This is a genomic window from Methylopila capsulata, from assembly GCF_016907975.1.
In the GTDB taxonomy this organism is placed as follows: Bacteria; Pseudomonadota; Alphaproteobacteria; order Rhizobiales; family Methylopilaceae; genus Methylopila; species Methylopila capsulata.
The window spans coordinates 872030-893559 of the sequence record NZ_JAFBCY010000002.1 but is presented as its reverse complement, the minus strand read 5'-3'; the positions used below and the strand labels follow the sequence as shown (position 1 = coordinate 893559).

Genomic DNA, 21530 nt, shown 5'->3' with positions numbered 1-21530 from the left:
GACTAAACCACCTGTGAGTTGAAATTGAGTTAACCGCCAAAGCAACTTCGAGGTAAATCAAATTGAACGCACTCACGGTTAAAGCATCGTTGCGCAAAAGATCGTAATTAACGTCAGATGAAAATCAAGAAATAACCTTGCCGTCGATGGTTGGGCGCGCTCCCCGCGCGGCTCAGAGACAGCAACGTCGCGCCACGCGCGTGAGATCAGAGGTTGAGGCGGCGGACAGGCTGCGCAAGCCGGGGGTCGCTCGCGAGCAGGTTAGGACTTCGTTCACCCAATTCCGCTTTCCTGACGCCATCGAACGTTGGGGAAACGACGTCATGAGCGCCCGGATGGCCGCCCGCCGCATCGCCGCCGCCTGCGGCCTTATGCTCGTCGCCGCCCCGGCGGGCGCCGCGAACGACGCGATCGAGGTGACGGTGGACCGCGCCAGCGTGATCCGGTCGCCGGAAGGCACCGCGACCGTCATCGTCGGCAATCCCTTGATCGCCGACGCCACCAGCCAGCGGAACGGCGTGCTGGTCATCACCGGCAAGAGCTTCGGCACCACCAACATCATGCTGCTCGACGGCGCGGGCGACGTGCTCAGCGAAACGCTGGTGCACGTCGGGCGCGCGCAGGACGGCACGATCGTCGTCCAGCGCGGCGGCAAGCGGGAAAGCCTCGCCTGCACGCCCCGTTGCGAGCCGGTGCTTGCGGTCGGCGACAGCGACGAAAGCTTCTCGGCGACGGCGTCCCAGATCGCGAAGCGTTCGGGCATGTCCGCGGGCGTCAAGGCCGAGTGACAGGTTAAGCCGAGGTCAAGGACGGACCGCTGTCTGACAGCCCGCCCTTCGGCGGCCGCATGCGCGCAAGGACGCTCGAAGCCATGCCGTCCAGGCTCGACCACGGCTCAGGTCCGGGTTTCCCCGTCCGCCAAGTCCGCCGCACGCGAGGCGCCGAGCTTGCGGCGCTTGCGCTGCCCCTGCTCGCGATCACGCTCGCCATGCTGGAAAGCGCTTTCGTCGCCGCGGCCGACGGGCTGGCGCGACTCGTCGGCGGCGTCTGACGCGTCTTCAACCCGCATAAGACCTTCGTCTGCGGTTCTCGGACACGGTTGCGAACCACGCCCCGAAAGGTGACAAAAGCGCCCCATCATCAAGGGGCTCGGCTTGGCGGCCGGTCTCCTTCCTGCCACGTCAGCCGGAGCCGCTATGCCGACCGACATCGAGATCGCCCGTTCCGTCGAACTCAAGCCGATCGTCGAGATCGCGGCCAAGGTCGGCATTCCGGAAGACGCCCTGCATCTGCACGGCAAGACGATCGCCAAGATCGACGACCGCTTCATCGCCGGCCTGCCGAAGAAGCCGGACGCCAAGCTCGTGCTGGTCACCGCGATCAACCCGACGCCCGCGGGCGAGGGCAAGACCACGACCACCGTCGGCCTCGGCGACGCGCTGAACCGCATCGGCCAGAAGGCCGTGGTGTGCCTGCGCGAGCCCTCGCTCGGGCCGGTGTTCGGCGTGAAGGGCGGCGCCGCCGGCGGCGGCTGGGCCCAGGTGCTGCCGATGGAGCAGATCAACCTGCACTTCACCGGCGACTTCCACGCGATCACCTCGGCGAACAACCTGCTCGCCGCGCTGGTCGACAACTCGCTCTACTGGGGCAACCCGCTCAACATCGATCCGCGCCGTATCGTCTTCCGCCGCGTGATCGACATGAACGACCGCACGCTGCGCAGCATCATCTCGGGCGTCGGCGCCCCGGCCAACGGCTACACCCGCGAGGCCGGCTTCGACATCACGGTCGCCTCCGAGATCATGGCGATCTTCTGCCTGGCGAACGACCTGAAGGACCTCGAGGAGCGGATCGGCCGCATCGTCGTGGCCTACACCCCGGACAAGAAGCCGATCACCGCCAAGGACGTCGCCGCCGAGGGCGCGATCTGCGTGCTGCTGCGCGACGCGCTGCGGCCGAACCTGGTGCAGTCGATCGAGGGCACGCCGGCCTTCATCCACGGCGGCCCCTTCGCCAACATCGCGCACGGCTGCAACTCGGTCATCGCCACCACGACGGGCCTCGCGCTCGCCGACTGGACGGTGACGGAAGCGGGCTTCGGCGCGGACCTGGGCGCCGAGAAGTTCCTCGACATCAAGTGCCGCAAGTCCGGCATCTCGCCGGACGCGGTGGTGATCGTCGCCACCATCCGCGCGCTCAAGATGCACGGCGGCGTGGCGAAGTCGGAGCTCACCTCCGAGAACGTCGCGGCGCTCGAGGCCGGCCTCGCCAACCTCGGCCGCCACATCGAGAACATGAAGAGCTTCGGCCTGCCGGTCGTGGTCGCGATCAACCACTTCGTCTCCGACACCGACGCCGAGGTCGAGACGCTGAAGCGGCGCGTGAAGGCGGACTTCGGCGTCGACGCCGTGCTCTGCAAGCACTGGGCGGAGGGCGGCGCCGGAGCCGAGGAGCTCGCCCGCACGCTGGTCGACCTGGTCGAGCGCGAGAAGGCGAACTTCGAGTTCCTCTACGGCGACGAGGTTCCGCTGCTGGAGAAGGTCGAGACCATCGCCAAGAAGCTCTACCGGGCGGACAAAGTGACCGCGAGCGCGGCCATCAAGAAGCAGCTCAAGGAGTGGGAGGCCGCCGGCTACGGCTCCTTCCCGGTCTGCATGGCGAAGACCCAGAGCTCGTTCTCGTCCGATCCGACCGCCATCGGCGCGCCGACCGGCCACACGCTGCCGATCCGCGAGGTGCGGCTGTCCGCCGGCGCCGGCTTCATCGTGGTGATCTGCGGCGAGCTGATGACCATGCCGGGCCTGCCGAAGGTCCCGGCCTCGGTCAACATGCGCCTGCTCGACGACGGCGTGATCGACGGCATCGCCTGACGTTCGACCGCGGGTCGGGCGCGACCCGAACCAGCAAAAAAGCCCGGCGGTCGCGCGCGATCGCCGGGGCTTTTTCATGCGGGGGGGCGGCGCCCTGAAGGGCTGGCGCCCTCAGCTTGACGGCGCGGCGGCCGCGCTCCGCGCCGCCGTCCACACCCCGGCGAGCACCAGCGCGAAGCCGACCGCGTGAAAGGCCTGCGGGCGTTCGCCCAGCAGCAGGATGGCGAGCGCCGCCCCGAACAGCGGGATGAGGTGGAAGAACGGCCCGGCCCGGTTCGCGCCGATCAGCTCCACGCCGCGGTTGTAGAAGAGGTAGCCGAGCGTCGAGGGGAAGACGATGACGTAGGCGAGCGAGGCGGCGGAGACCGCGTCGAACGACATCGTCCGCCCCTGCGCGATCTCCCACAGCAACGCCGGCGTCAGCAGGATGGCGGCGAGAGCCATCAGGGCCGTGAGGAGCGAGGTCTGGGCGACCTTGGGCTTCTCGCGCAGAAGCGTCGAATAGAGCGCGTAGAGCGCGATCGCGACCATGAAGATCAGGTCGCCGAGGTTGACGTCGATGCGGGCCAGCGCCCCGAGGTCGCCGCGCGTCACGATCGTCGCGACGCCCGCGAGCGAGACCACGACTCCGACGGCTTGCCGCGGCGTCAGCGCGTCGCGGTACAGCGCGAAGCTCCAGATCGCGATCACCAGCGGCGTGACGGACTGGGCGAGGAGCGCGTTCAGCGCCTGCGTGTAATGCAGCGCCCAGTAGGCCAGCACGGTGTAGCCCGCCACGCCGAGAGCCGACAGCCCGACCAGCTGGCGCCAGCGGCTCCGCAGCGCCGGCAGATCGCGGACGAGATCGCGGCGCGCGATCACCGCGAGCAGGACGAAGGCCCCGACCCATCGCGTCCAGGTCAGCGCCACCGGCGGGATGTGATCCGCTATGAACCGCCCGAGGACGATGTTCCCCGCCCAGAACAGCGAGGCCAGCGACAGCAGCAGATAGGGCCGGTCGAACGGCCGGAGACCCGTCGGTCCGGAAGCGCTCACGTCTCGCGCCTCCGCGCCGTTGTTTCTCAGGGTTTCCGCGTATCGCCCGGGCTCGCCGGAGGGTCAATGCGCGGTGGCCTGCGCGGTCGCGGGGCCAGACCCCCGCCAGGGCATGGAACCGAAAGACGCATGGACCTGTTCGGATCGCACACTAATGTTCTTACCCGCGGCGACGAGCCGGCCAAACCCCTGGCCGCTCCCGACGCTCGCGTGACCCGGTGCAGTCCATGACCCCCAAGCTTTTCGAGTTGTGGCGCAGGCAGGCGGCGCTCGCCGGCGGCTTCGCCGCCATGGGCCCCTTCGCCGGCGTCGTGATGGCCCACAGGGTGACGCAGATGGTTCAGGAGGCGGGATCGCCATCCGCGGCCGGTCTGGCGGAGGCGCAGCGCATGGTCGCCGAGAAGCTGTCCGCCGCCTTCGAAGGCGGTCTGGCGGCGACGAAGGTCATGACGGCGATGGCCGGCGCGCAGGATCCGATCGCCGCGGCCGGCCTGATGGTCGCCGCGAGCGAAGCGGCGATGCGGCCTGCGTCGCGCATGGTGCGCGCCAACGCCCGGCGGCTCTCGCGCAAGGGCCTCTGACGTCGCCCCTACAAAAAGGCCTCGGCGGTCCCGCCGTCTTCGGATCCGCATGGCGGCAAAGGCCACGATACGCCCATGGGCATAGACAGGACGCCTGACCGCCATGCCGTCGCGATCCATGACGAGGCCATAGGCGAACGCGTCGAAAGTCGTGTAGGGTCCGCTTCGGCACGACACCGTGAACGACGGCGCGACACCGCGAGAGGACGCATGGGGCGGGGAACGCCTGCGCAACACGCATTCAGGACCACCGAGGCGGCCAACACGGCCACGCGGCGCTGGAACAGGGGTTGGGCGATCGTCTCGCGACGGGTTATGTTGCACCGCGTCATGACCCTTACGGCCACGTTCACCGCTTATATCGGACCTGATTTGCTTCACATCGCCCGCGACGTTCCCGTGCTTTCGTCCCTTTCCACGACGCGCCGCCCGCGCGGCTATGTGACGGTTTGGTCACGGCCGAGCGTCCCCGGACGGCGTTTTCGTGACGCTCGCGCGCAGGCCCTGTCATGAAAGCTCCCTTGTCGCTGGCCGTCGTCGGACGGTCGTGTCGTCTTCCGGGCGCCAACGACGTCCCCTCGTTCTGGAACCTGCTGGCCGAGGGGCGTTGCGCCGTCACGGAGATCGGCGAGGATCGCTGGAGCCACGCGCGCTACCTGCACCCCCGCAAGGGCGAGCCGGGCAAGAGCTACACCTTCGCGGCCGGCGTGCTGGACGACGTGTTCGGCTTCGATCCGGCCGCCTTCGGCATCTCGCCGCGCGAGGCCGAGCAGATGGATCCGCAGCAGCGCCTCGGCCTGCAGCTGGTCTGGGAGGCGCTCGAGGACGCCGGGATTCCGCCCTCGAGCATCGCTGGCAGCGAGACCGGCGTGTTCGTCGGCGCCTCCGCGCTGGACTACGGCAACCGCGTCATCTTCGACACCGCCTCGGCCGACCCCTATTTCGCGACCGGCAACACGCTGTCGATCGTCTCGAACCGCATCTCCTACGTCTATGACCTGCACGGGCCGAGCTTCACCATCGACACGGCCTGCTCGTCGTCGCTGGTCGCGCTGAACGAAGCGATCGTCGCGCTGCGCTCCGGCCGGATCGAGCGCGCGGTCGTGCTCGGCGTCAGCATTCTCGGCAGCCCGTTCCCGTTCATCTCCTTCGCCCAGGCGACCATGCTGTCGCCGCGCGGCCGCTGCCGCGCCTTCGACGCCGGCGCGGACGGCTACGTGCGGGCCGAAGGCGGCGTCGCCGTGGTGATCGAGCGCGCCGACGTCGCCCGCGCCGCCCATCGCCCGATGCGCCTGATGATCGCGGCCTCCGGCGTGAACTCCGACGGCCGCACCGTCGGCATGTCGCTGCCGTCGTCCGACGCGCAGGTGGCGCTGCTGGAGCGGCTCTACTCTGACGCCGGCGTCCACCCCGATCGCCTCGCCTTCATCGAGGCGCACGGCACCGGCACCCGCGTCGGCGACCCGGCCGAGGCGAGCGCCGTGGGCCGCGCCTTCAAGGGCCGCACCGTCGGTCCGCTGCCGATCGGCTCGGTCAAGACCAATGTCGGCCATCTCGAGCCGGCCTCGGGTCTCGTCGGCCTGCTCAAGGTCGATCTCGCGCTCGAGAATGACCTGCTCCCGGCCTCGCTCCACCTCGAGGAGCTGAACCCCGACATCCCGTTCGACGAGCTCAACCTCACGGTCGCGACCGAGCTGACGCCGCTGCCGCGCGGCGCCCTGGCGCGGTACTCCGGGGTGAACTCCTTCGGCTTCGGCGGCACCAACGCGCACGTGGTGGTCTACGACCCGACGCCCGAGGACCGTCTCGGCCACGCCGGGCCGCGGCCGGCCCAGACCTCGGCGACTGCGCCGGTTCTGGCCCTCTCCGCGCGGTCGCGCGAGGCGCTGTCGGCGCTCGCCGGCGCCTACGCCAAGTCGCTCGACGGCGCGGACGCGGCGGAAGCCCGGCGCATCGCCACCAGCGTGGCTGCGACGCGCGACCTGCTGCCCCGCCGCCTTGTGCTCGAAAGCGACGACGCCCAGAGCTGGGCCGCGACGCTCGCCGCCTTCGCCGAAACCGGCGAGGTCGCAGGCGCCGCGGCGGACCAGGCGGTCGGCCGCGAGGCGCCTGTCGCCTTCGCCTTCTCGGGCAACGGCTCGCAGTGGGCCGGCATGGGGCGCAAGCTCCACGCCCAGGACCGCGCGTTCCGCACCAGCCTCGACGAGGTCGACGCGGCGTTCGGCAAGGTCGCCGGCTGGTCGCTGCGCGAGGCGCTGTTCGCCGAGGATCTCGCGGACAAGCTGCGCCGGGCCGAGTTCGCCCAGCCGCTGCTGTTCGCGGTCCAGGTCGCCACCACTGCGGCGCTGGGCGCCGTCGGCGTGACGCCGGACGTCGTGCTCGGTCATTCCGTGGGCGAGGTCGCCGCGGCCTACGCGTCCGGCGCGCTGACGCTGGAGCAGGCGGCGGAGGTCGTGCATTCGCGCAGCCTGCACCAGGAGATCGCCTGGAAGGCCGGCGCGATGGCGGCCGTGCTGTCGCCGGCCGACGAGGTGCAGGCGCTGCTCGACGAGGGCGGCTTCGAGGGCGTCGAGATCGCCGCCGTCAACAGCTTCCGCTCGATCACCGTCTCCGGCCCCGAGGCCGAGATCCGCGACCTGCAGCGTTTCGCCAAGGGCAAGCGCATCGCAGTGCGCGTGCTCGACATCGACTATCCCTTCCACACCGGCCTGATCGAGGGCGTGCGCGCCCCGCTGCTCGCCGACCTCAAGGGCTTGAAGCCGCGCGCGACGCGGCGCGCCTTCGTGTCGAGCGTGACCGGCGCGCTGGTCGAGGGTTCGGCCCTCGGCGCCGACTACTGGTGGGACAACGTCCGCCAGCCAGTGCTGTTTTCCGCCGCCGTCACGGCCGCCGCCGAGCTCGGCGCCCGGATTTTCGTCGAGATCGGCCCCCGGCCGGTGCTGCAGACCTACATTTCCGACGTGCTCGCGGCCGAAGAGGTCCAGGGCGGCGCGCTGTCGTGCGACGACCATGGCCCCGGCGACCACGACCCGGTGCGCCGCACGCTGTCGCGCGTGATCGCCAAGGGCGGCCGCGTCGACCGCGACCTCGCCTTCGGACGGCTCGGCGGCCCCGCCGCGAAGCTGCCGACCTACCCCTGGCAGAACGCGCGCTTCGCGGTTTCCGTCACCGGCGAAGGGCAGGGCATCTACCACGGCTACGACCAGCATCCGCTGATCGGCACGCGGCTCAAGGTCGACAGCGACCAGTGGACCACCCACCTCGACCCGCTCGTCGCGCCGCTGCTCGCCGACCATAAGGTCGGCGGCCGCGTGGTGGTGCCGGCCGCGGCGCTTGCCGAGATGGCGCTCGCCGCCGGCCGCGCCTGGCTGAAGACGCCGACGGTCGAGCTCTCGGACTTCGAGATCCCGCATGCGCTGACGCTCGATTCCGAGTCGTTGACGGAGGTGCGCACCCGCATTTCGCCGGAGAGCCGCACCGTCGAGATCCTCAGCCGCCCGCGCCTGCGCTCCGACGACTGGATCCTGCACGCCAGCGGGCGCGTCGCGCCGACGCCGACCAAGGTGATCCCGACGCCGGAGCCCGTCTCCGGCGACGGCCCGAGCTTCACCTCGGCCGAGATCTACGCCCGCTCCGAGATCCACGGTCTCGGCTTCGGCCCGGCCTTCCGCGCCGTCGAGCGGGTCGACCGGCCCGCGCCGCACGCGATCCGCGTCACGCTGAAGCCTGAGGCCGACCGCGCCGGCGCGCGGGACGACCGCTACGGCCTGCACCCGGCCGACTTCGACGCCTGCTTCCATGGCCTGCTGACGCTGTTCGGCGAGCATGGCGACCGGCCGGACGTGACCTACCTGCCGATGCGCTTCGGCGCGCTGCGGCTGATGAAGCCCGGCGCCGCGATCGGCGGCGCGGAGATCCGCATCCGTCGCTTCAGCCCGCGTTCGATCGACGCGACCTTCACCGTGTTCGGCGTCGACGGCGAGATCGTCGCGACCCTGACCGACGCCCGCTTCCGGGCGGTCACGCTCGCGCGGCGCACGCCGCTCGAGCGGCTGTCGTACCATCCGGCCCCGGCGCTGATCGGCGCGCCGCTCAACGGCGAAACGCCGCCGGCGCCCGAGGCCGCGGCCATCGTCGCCCGCGCCAAGGCGCTCGGCCTCGCTGGCGACGCGGACGACCGGGCGGACGACGACCTGCTGCTGGAAGCTTTCGCTGTCGCACTTTCCCATGAGGCTCTGGTCGCGATCTTCGGCCGCGCCCGCAGCGGCGCCGTCGCCGCGCTGGTCGCCCGCAAGCGTCTGGCCGCGGGCTCGGTCCGCCTCGCCAACCGTCTGCTCGCGATCCTCGAGGAGCGCGGCCACGCCACGCTCGACGGCGAGACCTGGACGCTCGCCGCCGCCACCGGCCTGCCCTCGGCGGTCGACATCGCCCGCACGGTGCTGGCCGACCATCCCGACCGCAGCGCCGAGGTGACGCTCGCCACCCGCGCGCTCTCCTTGCTGCCGAAGACGCTGAAGCAGGGCCCGGGCGCCGGCGCGCCCTTCGGCGCCTCCACCCTCGCCCATCTCGCCGGAGGCGCGCCGCTCGTCGCGGCGGGCGTCGAGGCTGTGGCTGCGCTTGCGGCCGACACGCTCGCGGGCTGGCCGGCCGACCGGCCGCTCCGCATCCTCGAGCTCGGCGCCGGCGCCGGCGCGCTCACCCGTCGCCTGCTGCCGCTCGGCGGCGACCCGCGCGTGACCCTCGCCGTGACCGACCCCGACGCCACCGCCGCGGAGCGTCTGCGCTTCGCTTTCGCCGGGGCGCCCGGCGTCACGGTGGCCGCCTTCGATCCCGGCTCTGACGCGGACGCTCCGGGGCGCTTCGACCTCGTCGTCGGCGCCGTCGGCTGGGGAGCCGCGCTGCATGACCACGACGCGGTCCGCCGCGTCGCTGCGGCGCTCGCCGACGGCGGACGCCTGCTGCTCGCGGCTGTCGAACCCGCGCCCTTCCTCGACGTCACGCTCGGCCTCGACCCCTCGTGGTTCGACCGGTCGGCCGCCGACGCCTTCCCGGTCGGCGCGGCCCGCGCGCCGGAGGACTGGGCTGCGGACTTCGCGGACGCCCGGCTGACCGACCACGCCTTCGCGCCCGTCGCCGGCGCCCGCGCGCCCACCACGCTCGCCGTCGCCACCCGCGCGCCCCGCGCCGCGGAGGCGGAAGAGACCGTCGCCGCGGGCCCGGTCGTCCTGTTCGCCGAGACCGCCGACGGCGCCTTGGCCGCGGGCCTGTCGGAGGCGCTCGCGGGCGCGGGCCGCAAGGTCGCGCGGATCGCGGACGAGCCCGCCGCCGACTGGGGCGACGTCCTCGACCTCGGCCTCGGCAAGGTGGCCAAGTCGGCGCCGAAGCCCGACCTCGTCGCCGTGTTCGACGCGGCGGGTCCGGACGATTCCGCGACCGCGACCGCGCGCTCCGGCCGCCTGCTCGGCCTCGTCCGCGCCGCGGCCGCAGCCGAAGCGCGGCTGTGGATCGTCGCGCCCGGGGCGCTCGGCTGGACGCTGGACAGCGGCGGCCGCACCGACCAGGCGGCGCTCGCCGGCTTCCTGCGCGTCGTGCGCAACGAGTTCCGGGGCCAGGACATCCGGCTGATCGACGTTGATCCGGCGCTCGGGGCGGACGCGTCCTCCCGCGCCGTCGCCGCTGAAATCGCCGTTCCCCGCGCCGACGTCGAGATCGAGATCTCGGCGGGCGGCGTGCGCGCGCCGCGGCTGCGCCACGGCCTGCCGCCCGCGCCCGTCAGGGCTGCGAGCGCGACGCCCGTCCGCGCGCAGCTCGACACCGGCCGCGAAGGCGGCCTGGACGACGTCGCGTGGCGCCCCGCGCCCGTCATGGCGCCCCAGGCCGGCGAAGTCGCGATCGACGTCGCCGCGGTCGGCCTGAACTTCCGCGACGTGATGTGGGCGCTCGGCCTGCTGCCCGAAGAGGCGCTGGAGGACGGCTTCGCCGGCCCCGGCCTCGGCATCGAGTGCTCGGGCGTCGTCACCTCGGTCGGCGCGGGCGTCACCGCCTTCGCGGCCGGCGACCGCGTGGTCACCTTCGCCTCCGGCGCCTTCGCGAGCCACGTCACCGTGCCCGAGATCGCGGTCGCCCCGCTGCCCGAGGGGCTGGCCTTCGAGGAAGGCGCGACCATCCCGGTCTGCTTCCTCACCGCCTATTACGCGCTGGTCGAACTTGCCCGCATCAAGCGCGGCGAGTGGGTGCTGATCCACGGCGGCGCCGGCGGCGTCGGTCTCGCCGCGCTCCAGATCGCGCTCTGGCGCGGGGCCAAGGTCATCGCGACCGCCGGCTCCGACGAGAAGCGCGACCTGCTGCGCGCGCTCGGCGCCCGCCACGTGCTGTCCAGCCGCAACCTCGACTTCGTCGACGAGGCCCGGCGCCTCACCGGCGGCGAGGGCGTCGACGTGGTGCTGAACTCGCTGTTCGGCGAGGCGATGGAGCGCAGCCTCCAGACGCTGAAGCCTTTCGGCCGCTTCCTCGAACTCGGCAAGCGCGACTACTACGCCAACAGCCGCGTCGGCCTGCGTCCGTTCCGGCGCAATATCGCCTACTTCGGCATCGACGCCGACCAGCTGCTGGTCCACCGCAAGGATCTCGGCCAGAAGCTGTTCCGCGACGTGCTGAAGCTGTTCGCGAAGGGCGTGTTCTCGCCGCTGCCCTACCGCGCCTTCGGGGCGACGGAGGTGCGCGACGCGTTCCGGCTGATGCAGCAGTCCGGGCACATCGGAAAGATCGTGGTGCGGCCGCAGGCGCCCGAGGCGCTGAGCGTCCCGGAGACCGCGTCGTTCCAGGCGGCCGAAGGCGCGCATGTGCTGGTCGGCGGCCTCGGCGGCTTCGGTCTCGCCACCGCGGAGTGGCTGGTGGCCAAGGGCGCGACCAAGCTCGCGCTCATCGGCCGGTCCGGCGCGAAGGGCGAGCACGCCAAGGCCGGCGTCGCACGGCTGAAGGCGGCGGGCGCGGAGGTGAAGGTGTTCGCCTGCGACGCGGCCGACGAGACGGCCCTCGCGAAGGCGCTCGACGACACCCGCGCGACGCTCGGGCCCATCGGCGGCGCCTGGCACGTCGCCATGGTGCTGGAGGATTCGCTGCTCGCGAACCTCGACGCCACGCGCTTCGAAGCCGTGCTGCGGCCAAAGATCGACGGCGCCGCGGCGCTCGACCGGCTGACGGCGAGCGATCCGCTCGGCCAGTTCGTGGTCTACTCCTCCGCAACCACCGTCATCGGCAACCCGGGCCAGGCCAACTACGTCGCGGCCAACGCCTGGCTGGAGGCGCTCGTGCGCCGGCGCCGCGCGGCGGGCAAGCCGGGGCTCGCAATCGCCTGGGGCGCGCTCGGCGACGTCGGCTATCTCGCCCGCACCGGCGAGGTGAAGGAGAAGATCCAGCGGCGGCTCGGCCACGCCACGCTCTCCGGCGCGGAGGCGCTGGAAGGGCTCGGGACCGTGCTGGCGCGCAACGACCCGCGGCCGGAGACGGCGGTCGTCGCCATCGCCCCGATCGACTGGGCGGCGGCGCGGCGCGACCTCGCCTTCCTTGCGGCGCCGACCTTCGCCGAAGTGCTGGCTGGCGCCGAGCTCGGGCCGCAGGACACGGTGGAGCAGATCGACCTCGCGGCGCTTGTGCGCGGCAAGGACGCCCGCGAGGCGCGCGACGTGGTGTCGGAGATCCTCGCCGGCGAGGTGGCCCGCATCCTGAAGCTGCCGGCGAAGGAAATCTCGGCCCAGCGCCCGCTGGCCGAGCTGGGAATGGACTCGCTGATGGGCCTTGAGCTGCGCATGAGCGTCGAGCGACGCTTCGACATCGAACTGCCGCTCGTCGCGATCGGCGACTCCACGACCCTGACGACGATCGCCCAGTCGATCGTCTCGCGCATCCACGAGCCGGACGGCGGCGCCGAAAGCGCGGCGGTGAACGCGGACCTCGTGAACCGCCACATCTCCGACGACGTCGCGATCGAGGACCTCGCGGCCTTCGGCGCGGCGGTGGAGGAGCGCCGGTCGGCGATCGGCCGGGTGACCGGATGAGCGAGCGGCGTGGCGTGGGCGCGCTGTCGCGCTCGGCGAAGGACGGACTGCTCAGCGCGCTGAGGCAGTCCGCCCCGAAGAAGGACGGCTCCGCGGAGGCTCCGGCGCCGCGGGCGAAACGGGCGCGGAAGGCCCAGCTCCGGTTCCAGGACCTGCCGGAGCTGAAGGACATCCGCACCCAGCAGGCGGTCGCGGAGCTGATCGGCGTCGGCACGCCGTTCTTCCGCGTGCACGACGACCGCGCGGGCGCGACCACCCACATCGACGGCCGCACCATCCTGAACTTCGCCTCCTACAACTACCTCGGCCTGAACGGCCACCCCGAGGTCAGCGCCGCCGCCAAGGCCGCGATCGACCGCTACGGCACGTCGGTGTCGGCGAGCCGGCTGGTGGCGGGCGAACGCCCGATCCACCAGGAGCTCGAAGGCCGCATCGCGCGCTTCATCGGCGTCGAGGCCGCGGTGTGCTTCGTCAGCGGCCACGCCACCAACGTCTCGGCGATCGGCCACCTCATGCGCCAGGGCGACCTGGTGCTCTACGACAGCCTTGCCCACAACTCGATCGTGGTGGGCGCGACCCTGTCCGGCGCGACCCGGCGGCTGTTTCCTCACAACGATCTCGACGCGCTCGAGGAAATGCTGATCGCGCACGCCCATGGCCACGCGCGGGTGCTCGTCGTCGTCGAGGGCCTCTACAGCATGGACGGCGATTTTCCGGACCTGAAGCGCCTCGTCGCGCTGCGGGAGCGGTTCGGCTTCTGGCTGATGGTGGACGAGGCCCATTCGCTCGGCGTGCTGGGCAAGACCGGCCGCGGCATCGCGGAAGAGGCCGGCGTCGACCCCAACGAGATCGACATCTGGATGGGCACGCTGTCCAAGACGCTCTCGGGCTGCGGCGGCTACATCGCCGGCTCCGCCGCGCTCTGCGACTATCTGAAGTTCTCCGCGCCCGGCTTCGTCTACTCCGTCGGTATGCCGCCGCCGGTCGCGGGCGCCGCCATTGCCTCGCTCGACGTGCTGGAGCGCGAGCCGGAGCGGGTGACGAAGCTGCGCGCGATCGGCCAGCGCTTCGTGGAGAAGGCCAAGGCCGCGGGCCTCGACGTCGGCGCCAGCGCCGGCTTCGCGATCTCGCCGGTCATGGTGGGCGACAGCCTGCGCGCCGTGCATCTCGCGAACCGGCTGCTGGAGCGCGGCGTGAACGCGCTGCCGATCATCCACCCCGCCGTGCCCGAGCGTTCGGCCCGGCTGCGCTTCTTCTTCACCAGCGAGCATGAGCCCGCCCACATCGACGAGGCCGTCGCCGTGACCGCCGACGAGCACGCCAAGCTCGCCGAGGCCGGCTTCGGCATCAAGATGGCGGCGGCGCTCGCCAAGGCGACGCGGCCGGCCTGACGCCCTTGACCCCATCCCCGACCCATCGCTCCCCGATCGCGGTCCGCCCGGTCGAGTCGCGTCGCGACGTCACGCCGTTCTGGCGGGCGGGACTGGCGGCGCAGGGCGGCGACCCGGCGTTCTCGCCGCCGCTGCTGCACGAGCTCAACCTCACCATCACGCCGGGCAACACGCCGTTCGCCCGCGACAACGACGGCCGCGCCTGGACCGCCTTTCGCGACGGACAACCCGTCGGACGGATCTACGCGGTCAAGGACCACGCCCATCTGGCGATCCACAAGGACGGCGCCGGCCACTTCGGCTTCCTCGAGGCGATCGACGACGACGCGGTCTGGGACGCGCTGTTCGCGACCGCCGCCGCCTTCCTGCGCGAACGCGGCCTGACGCGGATGACCGGACCGTTCAGCGCCTCGATCAACCATGAGTGCGGCCTGCTGGTGGAGGGCCACGACACGCCCTCGACCACCCACACCAACTACGCCCCGCGCTACTACGCGCGGCAGCTGGAGCGGCTTGGGTTCGTCGGGATCAAGGATCTCATCGGCTACGAAGGTCCAGTCGCAGGCAGTCCGCTGCCGGGCCGGGTCAAGCGCGCCCGCGCGCGCTGGGCCGGCTCCAAGGACCTCGTCATCCGCAGCGCCGTCGGCCGCGAGGCGGTGGCGACCCTCAACGCCATTTACAACGACGGTTGGTCCGGCAACTGGGGCGCCGTGCCGGTCTCGGACGCCGAAGCGAGCTTCCTCGCCGAGCTGGCGCAGCCGCTGCTGCCGCGCGACTGGACGACGATCGTGACCTGGAAGGACGAGCCGATCGGCGTGCTCGCCATGGCGCCGGACGTGAACGAGGCGATCCACGGGCTCGGCGGCAAGCTGTTCCCCTTCGGCTGGGCGCGCATGCTGTGGCGGCTGAAGGTGGCCGGCACCAAGCGCGTGCGCGTGCCCGTCATCGGCGTCCGCCGGGCCTGGCGCGGCACCCGCGTCGGCGCGATGGCCGCCGCCTCGCTGCTCGCCGACGCCGTGGAGAAGGCGCAGGCGGCCAAGGTCGAGCGCATGGAGGTGAGCTGGATGCTCGAGGAGAACCGTTCGGTCATCAATCTCGTCGCCAGCCTCCCCGCCACGCACACCAAGACCTGGCGGCTCTACGGGAAAGAGCTTTAGGCCGGCGCGTTCCCCGGCGCGACAACCGATCGTTCTCGGTCTAGCGCGCGCTCGTGAACGCGATGCGGCTTGCGACGGACCGAAGCTCCTTCAGCGCCTTCGCATCGTCCCGCTTCGCGGCCGTCTTCAGAAGGACCATCCGGCCGGAAGCCTCGGCGATCCAGATTTCCGCCCGGACGGGGATCGTCTGGCCAGCGTAGGTCAGGACGTAATCGAAAACGCAGTGCGCCGCCTTGCGGCCCGAGAGCTTGACCACCGAGACGGGCTTGATGATCGCCGCCTGATTGAGGTTCATCCGCAGCGCAACGATCGCAGCACTGAGAAAGTCGGTCTCGCTGATGTCGGGAGCCGGCTTGGGAAACGTCTGGAACTGCACGCTCGGGTTCAGGTCCGGATACGGCTCCTTGTACTTCAGCACCGCTTGAGGCTTCGGCCCGCGGTAGTTTCGAACAGCGCTCTGGAACTGCGCCGTGCCGAACTCAACGTCGCGCGGATCGAGCATGTCCGCGGCCTGGGCGACGAACCACCCCTTCGGAACCGAAAAGGTCACGCCGGTCGCCTCGTCGCGCAGGACCTCCGCCGACGCCGGCCGCGCGGCGACGACAAGCGCCAGAATGGCGAAGAAGAATGTCAGCCTGCCGAGGTTGGTCATGGACGCGGCCCCCAACTCGCTGTGCCGAGGACGGCTTTGAAGGCGGGGCGCGGGTCGTTGACGTCGTTGGCGAGCCTCATGGTCGTGACCACCAGCGAGCCCTTGCCGGCCGGAACGGTCCAGTAGTCCTCGACGATCCGCAGGGTTTCGCCGCCGCGGGCCACGAGGCGATGAATCCGGTAGGTCACGGCCGGCCGCCCCCCGAGCGCGGCCGATGAAGCCTTACGCACGACGGTCGCGTTCCGCATGTCCATAAACATCGCCACGCCGTTGTCGCGCCAGTCGTCGAGCAAGGCCGGCGAGCCTCGACCGGGAATCGTGCGCACCACCACCCGCGGCGCAAAAACCGGGTAGGCCGGATCGCGCTTGGTGAAGATCACCGCGGTTCCGACCTGCCGTCGGTTCATCAGCGCCTGCGCTTCGGCCAGGGTCAGAGACCTGCGTTCGGTCCCGATTAGCCACCCATCCGGCTTCACGATTGAAAAGCCCGAGATCGGCTCGCGCAGGGCCTGCGCCCACGCCGGACCGGACCCGGCGCCGAGCAGCGCCAGAACGAACCCCACCAGAAACCGCGTCACCCCACGCCCCCGCGCAAGGCCGGACGGACGTTCCGCCAGCCGCAGCCTGATGACGCCCCAACCGGCCGCCCGCCGTCAACCCCACGTTGCGGAGCCATGCGTCGGCGGCGCACGTCGTCCCCATCTTCCGGACGCTGGGGGCGCCGCGGTTCTCGCGCGGCCTGAAAAGTGCTACCCGCCCGGACGTCCGCACCGTCCAAGGCCAAGCCCCATGTCCGAACGTCCCGTCGCCCGCGCGCTGCTGTCGGTCTCCGACAAGACCGGCCTGCTCGACTTCGCCCGCGCCCTCGTCGAGCGCGGCGTCGCGCTGGTGTCCACGGGCGGGACCGCGAAGGCGATCGCCGAGGCGGGGCTTCCCGTTCAGGACGTGTCGGACCTCACCGGTTTTCCCGAAATGATGGACGGCCGGGTGAAGACCTTGCACCCCAAGGTCCACGGCGGCCTCCTCGCTATCCGCGGCGACGCGGGCCACGAGGCCTCGATGGCGGAGCACGCCATTCTCCCGATCGACCTGCTGGTGGTGAACCTCTATCCGTTCGAGGAGGCGCTCGCGCGCCAGGCGGACTACGACGACATGGTCGAGAACATCGACGTCGGCGGGCCGGCGATGATCCGCGGGGCTTCGAAGAACCACGCCCATGTGGCGGTTGTGGTCGACGTCGCGGACTACGGCGCGGTGCTCGACGACATGGCGGCCAACGGCAGGGCGACCTCGCTGTCCCTGCGCAAGCGCCTCGCGGCCAAGGCGTTTTCGCGCACCGCGGCCTATGACGCGGCGATCGGGACCTGGCTTTCCGGCCAGGCGGGCGAAACCACGCCGGCCTTCCGGGCGCTCGGCGGAACGCTGGCGCAGGGGCTGCGCTACGGCGAGAACCCGCACCAGCAGGCGGCCTTCTACCGCACGGCGGAGAGCCGCCCCGGCGTCGCGACGGCGGTCCAGCTCCAGGGCAAGGAGCTCAGCTACAACAACCTCAACGACACCGACGCGGCCTATGAGCTCGCCGGCGAGTTCGACCCGGCGCGGACCGCCGCCTGCGTCATCGTCAAGCACGCCAACCCCTGCGGCGTGGCGGAGGGCGCGAGCCTGAAGGACGCCTACCTCGCCGCGCTCGCCTGCGACCCGGTTTCGGCCTTCGGCGGCATCGTGGCGCTGAACCGCACGCTCGACGCCGAGGCCGCGGCGGAGATCGTCAAGATCTTCACAGAAGTCATCATCGCCCCCGACGCCACCGACGAGGCCAAGGCCATCGTCGCGGCCAAGAAGAACCTGCGCCTGCTGGTCGCCGGAACCCTGCCGGACCCGCGGACGAAGGGCCTCAGCGTGAAGACCATCGCCGGCGGCTTCCTGGCGCAGGACCGCGACAACGCCGTGGTCGACGACCTCGAGCTCAAGGTCGTGACCAGGCGGGCGCCGACCGAGGCCGAGCTCGCCGACCTGCGCTTCGCCTTCCGGGTGGCGAAGCACGTGAAGTCGAACGCCATCGTCTACGCCCGGGGCGGGGCGACGGTCGGCGTCGGGGCCGGCCAGATGAGCCGCGTCGACAGCGCCCGCATCGCCGCCCGCAAGGCCGTGGACTCGGCCGAGGCGGCGGGCGCGCGCGAGCCGCTGACCCGCGGCGCGGTGGTGGCCTCCGACGCGTTCTTCCCCTTCGCGGACGGGCTCGACGCCGCGATCGAGGCGGGCGCGACCGCCGTCATCCAGCCGGGCGGCTCGATGCGCGACGCCGAGGTGATCGCCCGGGCGGACGAGGCGGGACTCGCCATGGTGTTCACCGGGGTGCGACACTTCCGCCACTGAGCCGCGCCAAGACGACGGCGTTCACGTCGAGTTCAGGCATAGGGGTTCGTGCGGAGCTGACTCCGACGAAAGACGCATGCTAAAGGCGGGTGCAGGAGTAAATTACCTCTCTCCCACTCGACCGCATCGTCTCCGCCCCCATGAGGCCTTGACCGCATGACGTCGCTCCGTCCCGTCGTCCGCTCCGCCGCGCTTGCCGGCGTCCTTGCTCTCGTCGCTGGTTCGGCTCACGCCGAAGCCCTGCGCGGCCCCTGCCGCGTCGCCGACGCCTACCTCGGCCTGGCCGGCAAGCTGGACCGCGCCACCGCGAACGTCCGGCAGGACGACGAGCTGACGGTGCTGGTCGTGGGATCGTCCTCGACCGCGGGCGTCGGCGCGACCACGCCGGAGAAGGCCTACACCAAGCGCCTCGAAACCGAGCTGGAAGAGCGCCTGCCCGGCGTCGAGGTGGAGGTGGTCGCCCGCGGCGTCGGCGGCGAGACGGCGCTCGGCGCCGAGGCGCGGCTCGACAGGGAGATCGCGGCGGCGAAGCCCGACCTCGTCGTCTGGCAGATCGGAACCAACGATGCGGCCCGCCGGATCGACCTCGCGACCTTCCAGCAGGTCACCGAACGCGGACTCGCCCGCATCGCCAGGGCCGGCGTCGACGTCGCGCTGCTCGATCCGCAGTACGTGCCCCAGGACGAGGCGGCCTATGGCCCCTACCTCGGCGCGCTCGAGGCGCTCGCCGCCAAGACCGGCGCGCCGGTCGTCCACCGCTACGCCGCCATGCGCGCGCTTGCGAAGTCGGGCGCGACCGACATGCTCTCGGCCGACCGGCTGCACATGAACGACATCGGCCACGCCTGCGTCGGCGCCTTCCTCGCGGAGACGCTCGGCCGCAAGCTCGCGCCCACGCCCGCCGTCGCCGACGTCGCCAAACGGACCTGAGGCCGAGAGCGGGCCTGAACCGAACGGACGCGCGGGCGGGCCCCTTTCGGCGGCCGGCGTCTTTCCGCGGGGGCTGAAAACCCCCATGTCTCCCGCGCCATCCGCCCGAGGAGACCGCGTCCATGCTCGTCACCACCACCCCGACCGTCGAAGGCCGTCGCATCGTGGCCTACCACGGCCTCGTCACCGGCGAGGCCATTCTTGGGGCGAACATCTTTCGGGATCTGTTCGCGGCGGTGCGCGACATCGTCGGCGGCCGCTCGGGCGCCTATGAGAAGGAGCTCAAGCGCGCCCGCGACATCGCGCTGGAGGAGATGACGGCGGAGGCTCACGCCCGCGGCGGCAACGCCGTCATCGGCGTCGACCTCGATTACGAGACCGTGGGCGACAAGGGCTCGATGCTGATGGTGTCGGCCACCGGCACCGCCGTCACGCTGGCGTAGCGCGCGCGGGGGCCGCGCCCCGCAGTCCGCGTCATCCGCCGCCGAACAGCCGTTTCAGGAAGCCGAGAGGCTCGCGCAGCGGGCCGCCGTCGCCGCCGCGAGGGCGCTGACGCGGGCTCTCGTCGACCCACTGGCCGTCGGGCATGTCGCCGCCGTCGCCGCCGCCGGGGCCGGTCTGGTAGACGTCGCCCGGCTCCTGGTAGCCGGCCACATGGGCGTTCCAGTCGCCCGGCAGCGCCGCGACCGCGACGCCGTCATGGGCGCGCGCCATGAAGCGGCTCCAGATCTCGACCGGCAGTCCGCCGCCCGAGGCCTTCTTGGTGACGGAGTTGTCGTCGTTGCCGAGCCAGACGGCGGTGACGAGGTGCGAGGTGTAGCCCACGAACCAGGCGTCGCGGAAATCCTGGCTGGTGCCGGTCTTGCCCGCCGCAGGCCAGTCGCGGAACGAGGCGCTGCGGGCGGTGCCGGAGCGGATCGTCTCGGTCAGCATGGCGTTCATCATGCCGACGCGGTCGATGTCGACGACCTCCTTCGGAGGCTCCGCCCGACGATTGTACAGCACCTCGCCGTTGGAGGAGGTGACGCGGGTGACGACGTAGGGCCTCGCCAGCATGCCGCCGTTGGCGAAGGGCGCGTAGGCGCCGGCGAGCTCGATCGGCGTGACCTCGGAGGTGCCGAGCGCGACCGATGGGTTCGCGGCGAGTTCGGAGCTGATGCCGAGCCGCTGGGCGGTGAGCACCACGTTCTCGGGGCCGACCTCGACGCCGAGCCGCACGGCGACCGTGTTGATCGAGCGCGAGAGCGCGGTCGTCAGCGTCATCGGGCCGTTGTAGCGGCGCGAGTAGTTCTCCGGGTTCCAGCCCTTCAACCGGATCGGTTCGTCCACCCTGACGGCGTCCGGCGTCAGGCCGAGCTCGAGCCCGGTGAGGTAGACGAAGGGCTTGAACGACGAACCGGGCTGGCGCTTGGCGGCGACCGCGCGGTTGAACTGGCTGTCCGCGTAGGACTTGCCCCCGACCAGCGCCTTGACCGCGCCGTCGGGCGCGAGCGCGACCAGCGCGCCCTGGCTCACCTTCAGCGCCGGCCCCTTCTTGGCGATCGCCTCCGACAGGTCCTTCTCGGCCTCGGCCTCGAGCTTGGGGTCGATGGTGGTCTGGACCGTCAGGTCCTCGTCGTAGACGCCGACGAGGCCGTCGAGCTGGTCCATCACCCAGTCCGCGACATAGCCGATCGCGCCCTCGGGCTTGGGCGCGGGCGAGGGCGGCGAGACGCGGAACGCGCGGTTGGCGAGATCGCGGGAGATGTAGCCCTCGTCCGCCATGGAGGCGAGCACGAGGTCGGCGCGGGCGCGGGCGGCGTCCGGGTCGCGGGTGGGGGCGAGCCGCGACGGCGCCTTCACCAGGCCCGCCAGGATCGAGGCCTCGGAGATGTTCACGGCGCGGATCGACTTGCCGAAGTAGCGCTGCGCCGCCGCCTCGACGCCATAGGCGCCCGCGCCGAAGTAGACGCGGTTGAGATACATCTCGAGGATCTTCTTCTTGCCGAACTTGCGTTCGAGCCAGAAGGCCAGCACCGCCTCCTGGACCTTGCGCTCCAGCGAGCGCTCCGGCGTCAGGAACAGGTTCTTGGCGAGCTGCTGCGTCAGCGTCGAGCCGCCCTGCACCATGGTGCCGTGCTCGAGGTTGGTCTTCATGGCGCGCGCGAGGCCGATGAAGTCGACGCCCCAGTGGTCGTAGAACCGTCGGTCCTCGATCGCGATGAAGGCCTGCGGCACGAAGGGCGGAATCTCGGACAGCGGCACCTGGGCGCCGCCGGTCTCCCCGCGGTTCGCGAGCGGCTTGCCGTCGGCGCCGGCGATGACGACGTTCGGCGGCCGCTTCGGGATCTCGAGCTTGTCGATCGAGGGCAGGCCCGAGGCGTAATAGGCGATCACGCCCCCGACGCCGACGGCCCCGAACAGGCCGAGCACCACGACGAGCGAGACCAGACGGCCGAGCAGGCTCCGCCGCGGGCGGCCGCCCCGTCCTCCGCCGCCCTC

The 21530-nt window shown here is 71.6% G+C and carries 14 protein-coding genes; 10 read left to right on the top strand and 4 right to left on the bottom strand.

Annotated features, from left to right (window positions below):
• Positions 1 to 323: 323 nt before the first annotated feature.
• From JOD31_RS09860 to JOD31_RS09850, 3 genes are all read left to right on the top strand, one after another.
• On the top strand, positions 324 to 788 hold the full coding sequence (locus JOD31_RS09860; protein ID WP_204950148.1) for a pilus assembly protein N-terminal domain-containing protein: 465 nt from the start codon (positions 324 to 326) through the stop codon (positions 786 to 788).
• Between the two features lie 83 nt (positions 789 to 871).
• Positions 872 to 1051, top strand: a complete 180-nt coding sequence (locus JOD31_RS09855; protein ID WP_204950147.1) for a hypothetical protein — start codon at positions 872 to 874, stop codon at positions 1049 to 1051.
• A 145-nt stretch (positions 1052 to 1196) separates the two neighbouring features.
• Positions 1197 to 2870, top strand: coding sequence for a formate--tetrahydrofolate ligase (locus JOD31_RS09850; protein WP_204950146.1), 1674 nt, complete (start codon positions 1197 to 1199; stop codon positions 2868 to 2870).
• A 111-nt stretch (positions 2871 to 2981) separates the two neighbouring features.
• Here the strand turns inward: JOD31_RS09850 and JOD31_RS09845 are convergent, their stop codons facing one another.
• Positions 2982 to 3905: a DMT family transporter gene (locus tag JOD31_RS09845; RefSeq protein ID WP_204950145.1), complete on the bottom strand. Its 924-nt coding sequence runs from the start codon at positions 3903 to 3905 to the stop codon at positions 2982 to 2984.
• Between the two features lie 227 nt (positions 3906 to 4132).
• On the opposite strand from JOD31_RS09845, the gene JOD31_RS09840 reads away from it, so the two are divergent.
• From JOD31_RS09840 to JOD31_RS09825, 4 genes are all read left to right on the top strand, one after another.
• Complete coding sequence (locus JOD31_RS09840; protein WP_210341393.1) at positions 4133 to 4486, top strand: hypothetical protein; 354 nt, start codon at positions 4133 to 4135, stop codon at positions 4484 to 4486.
• A 509-nt stretch (positions 4487 to 4995) separates the two neighbouring features.
• On the top strand, positions 4996 to 12543 hold the full coding sequence (locus tag JOD31_RS09835) for a type I polyketide synthase (RefSeq protein WP_246482410.1): 7548 nt from the start codon (positions 4996 to 4998) through the stop codon (positions 12541 to 12543).
• On the top strand, positions 12540 to 13934 hold the full coding sequence (locus JOD31_RS09830) for an aminotransferase class I/II-fold pyridoxal phosphate-dependent enzyme (protein ID WP_204950143.1): 1395 nt from the start codon (positions 12540 to 12542) through the stop codon (positions 13932 to 13934). The genes JOD31_RS09835 and JOD31_RS09830 overlap by 4 nt, the downstream gene beginning before the upstream one ends.
• A gap of 5 nt (positions 13935 to 13939) precedes the next feature.
• Entirely contained in the window at positions 13940 to 15091 is a 1152-nt protein-coding gene (locus tag JOD31_RS09825) for a hypothetical protein (RefSeq protein WP_204950142.1), read from the top strand.
• Between the two features lie 40 nt (positions 15092 to 15131).
• On the opposite strand, the gene JOD31_RS09820 is transcribed toward JOD31_RS09825, so the two are convergent.
• Together JOD31_RS09820 and JOD31_RS09815 are read right to left on the bottom strand one after the other, a co-directional pair.
• The gene (locus JOD31_RS09820) at positions 15132 to 15743 is read right to left on the bottom strand and encodes a hypothetical protein (protein WP_204950141.1); all 612 of its coding nucleotides are present in this window, start codon (positions 15741 to 15743) and stop codon (positions 15132 to 15134) included.
• On the bottom strand, positions 15740 to 16321 hold the full coding sequence (locus JOD31_RS09815; RefSeq protein ID WP_204950140.1) for a hypothetical protein: 582 nt from the start codon (positions 16319 to 16321) through the stop codon (positions 15740 to 15742). Before JOD31_RS09815 ends, JOD31_RS09820 begins: the two co-directional genes overlap by 4 nt.
• 211 nt (positions 16322 to 16532) lie before the next feature.
• Between JOD31_RS09815 and purH the strand changes: the two genes are divergently transcribed.
• The 3 genes from purH to JOD31_RS09800 all read left to right on the top strand — a co-directional run bounded on the left by purH (position 16533) and on the right by JOD31_RS09800 (position 19492).
• Entirely contained in the window at positions 16533 to 18119 is a 1587-nt protein-coding gene (gene purH, locus JOD31_RS09810; RefSeq protein ID WP_204950139.1) for a bifunctional phosphoribosylaminoimidazolecarboxamide formyltransferase/IMP cyclohydrolase, read from the top strand.
• 156 nt (positions 18120 to 18275) lie between these two features.
• On the top strand, positions 18276 to 19049 hold the full coding sequence (locus JOD31_RS09805) for an SGNH/GDSL hydrolase family protein (RefSeq protein WP_204950138.1): 774 nt from the start codon (positions 18276 to 18278) through the stop codon (positions 19047 to 19049).
• A 122-nt stretch (positions 19050 to 19171) separates the two neighbouring features.
• Positions 19172 to 19492 (top strand): heavy metal-binding domain-containing protein, encoded by a 321-nt coding sequence (locus JOD31_RS09800; protein ID WP_020187374.1) that lies wholly within the window; start codon positions 19172 to 19174, stop codon positions 19490 to 19492.
• A gap of 31 nt (positions 19493 to 19523) precedes the next feature.
• On the opposite strand, the gene JOD31_RS09795 is transcribed toward JOD31_RS09800, so the two are convergent.
• Positions 19524 to 21266: a transglycosylase domain-containing protein gene (locus JOD31_RS09795; protein WP_428980907.1), complete on the bottom strand. Its 1743-nt coding sequence runs from the start codon at positions 21264 to 21266 to the stop codon at positions 19524 to 19526.
• Positions 21267 to 21530: the final 264 nt, after the last annotated feature.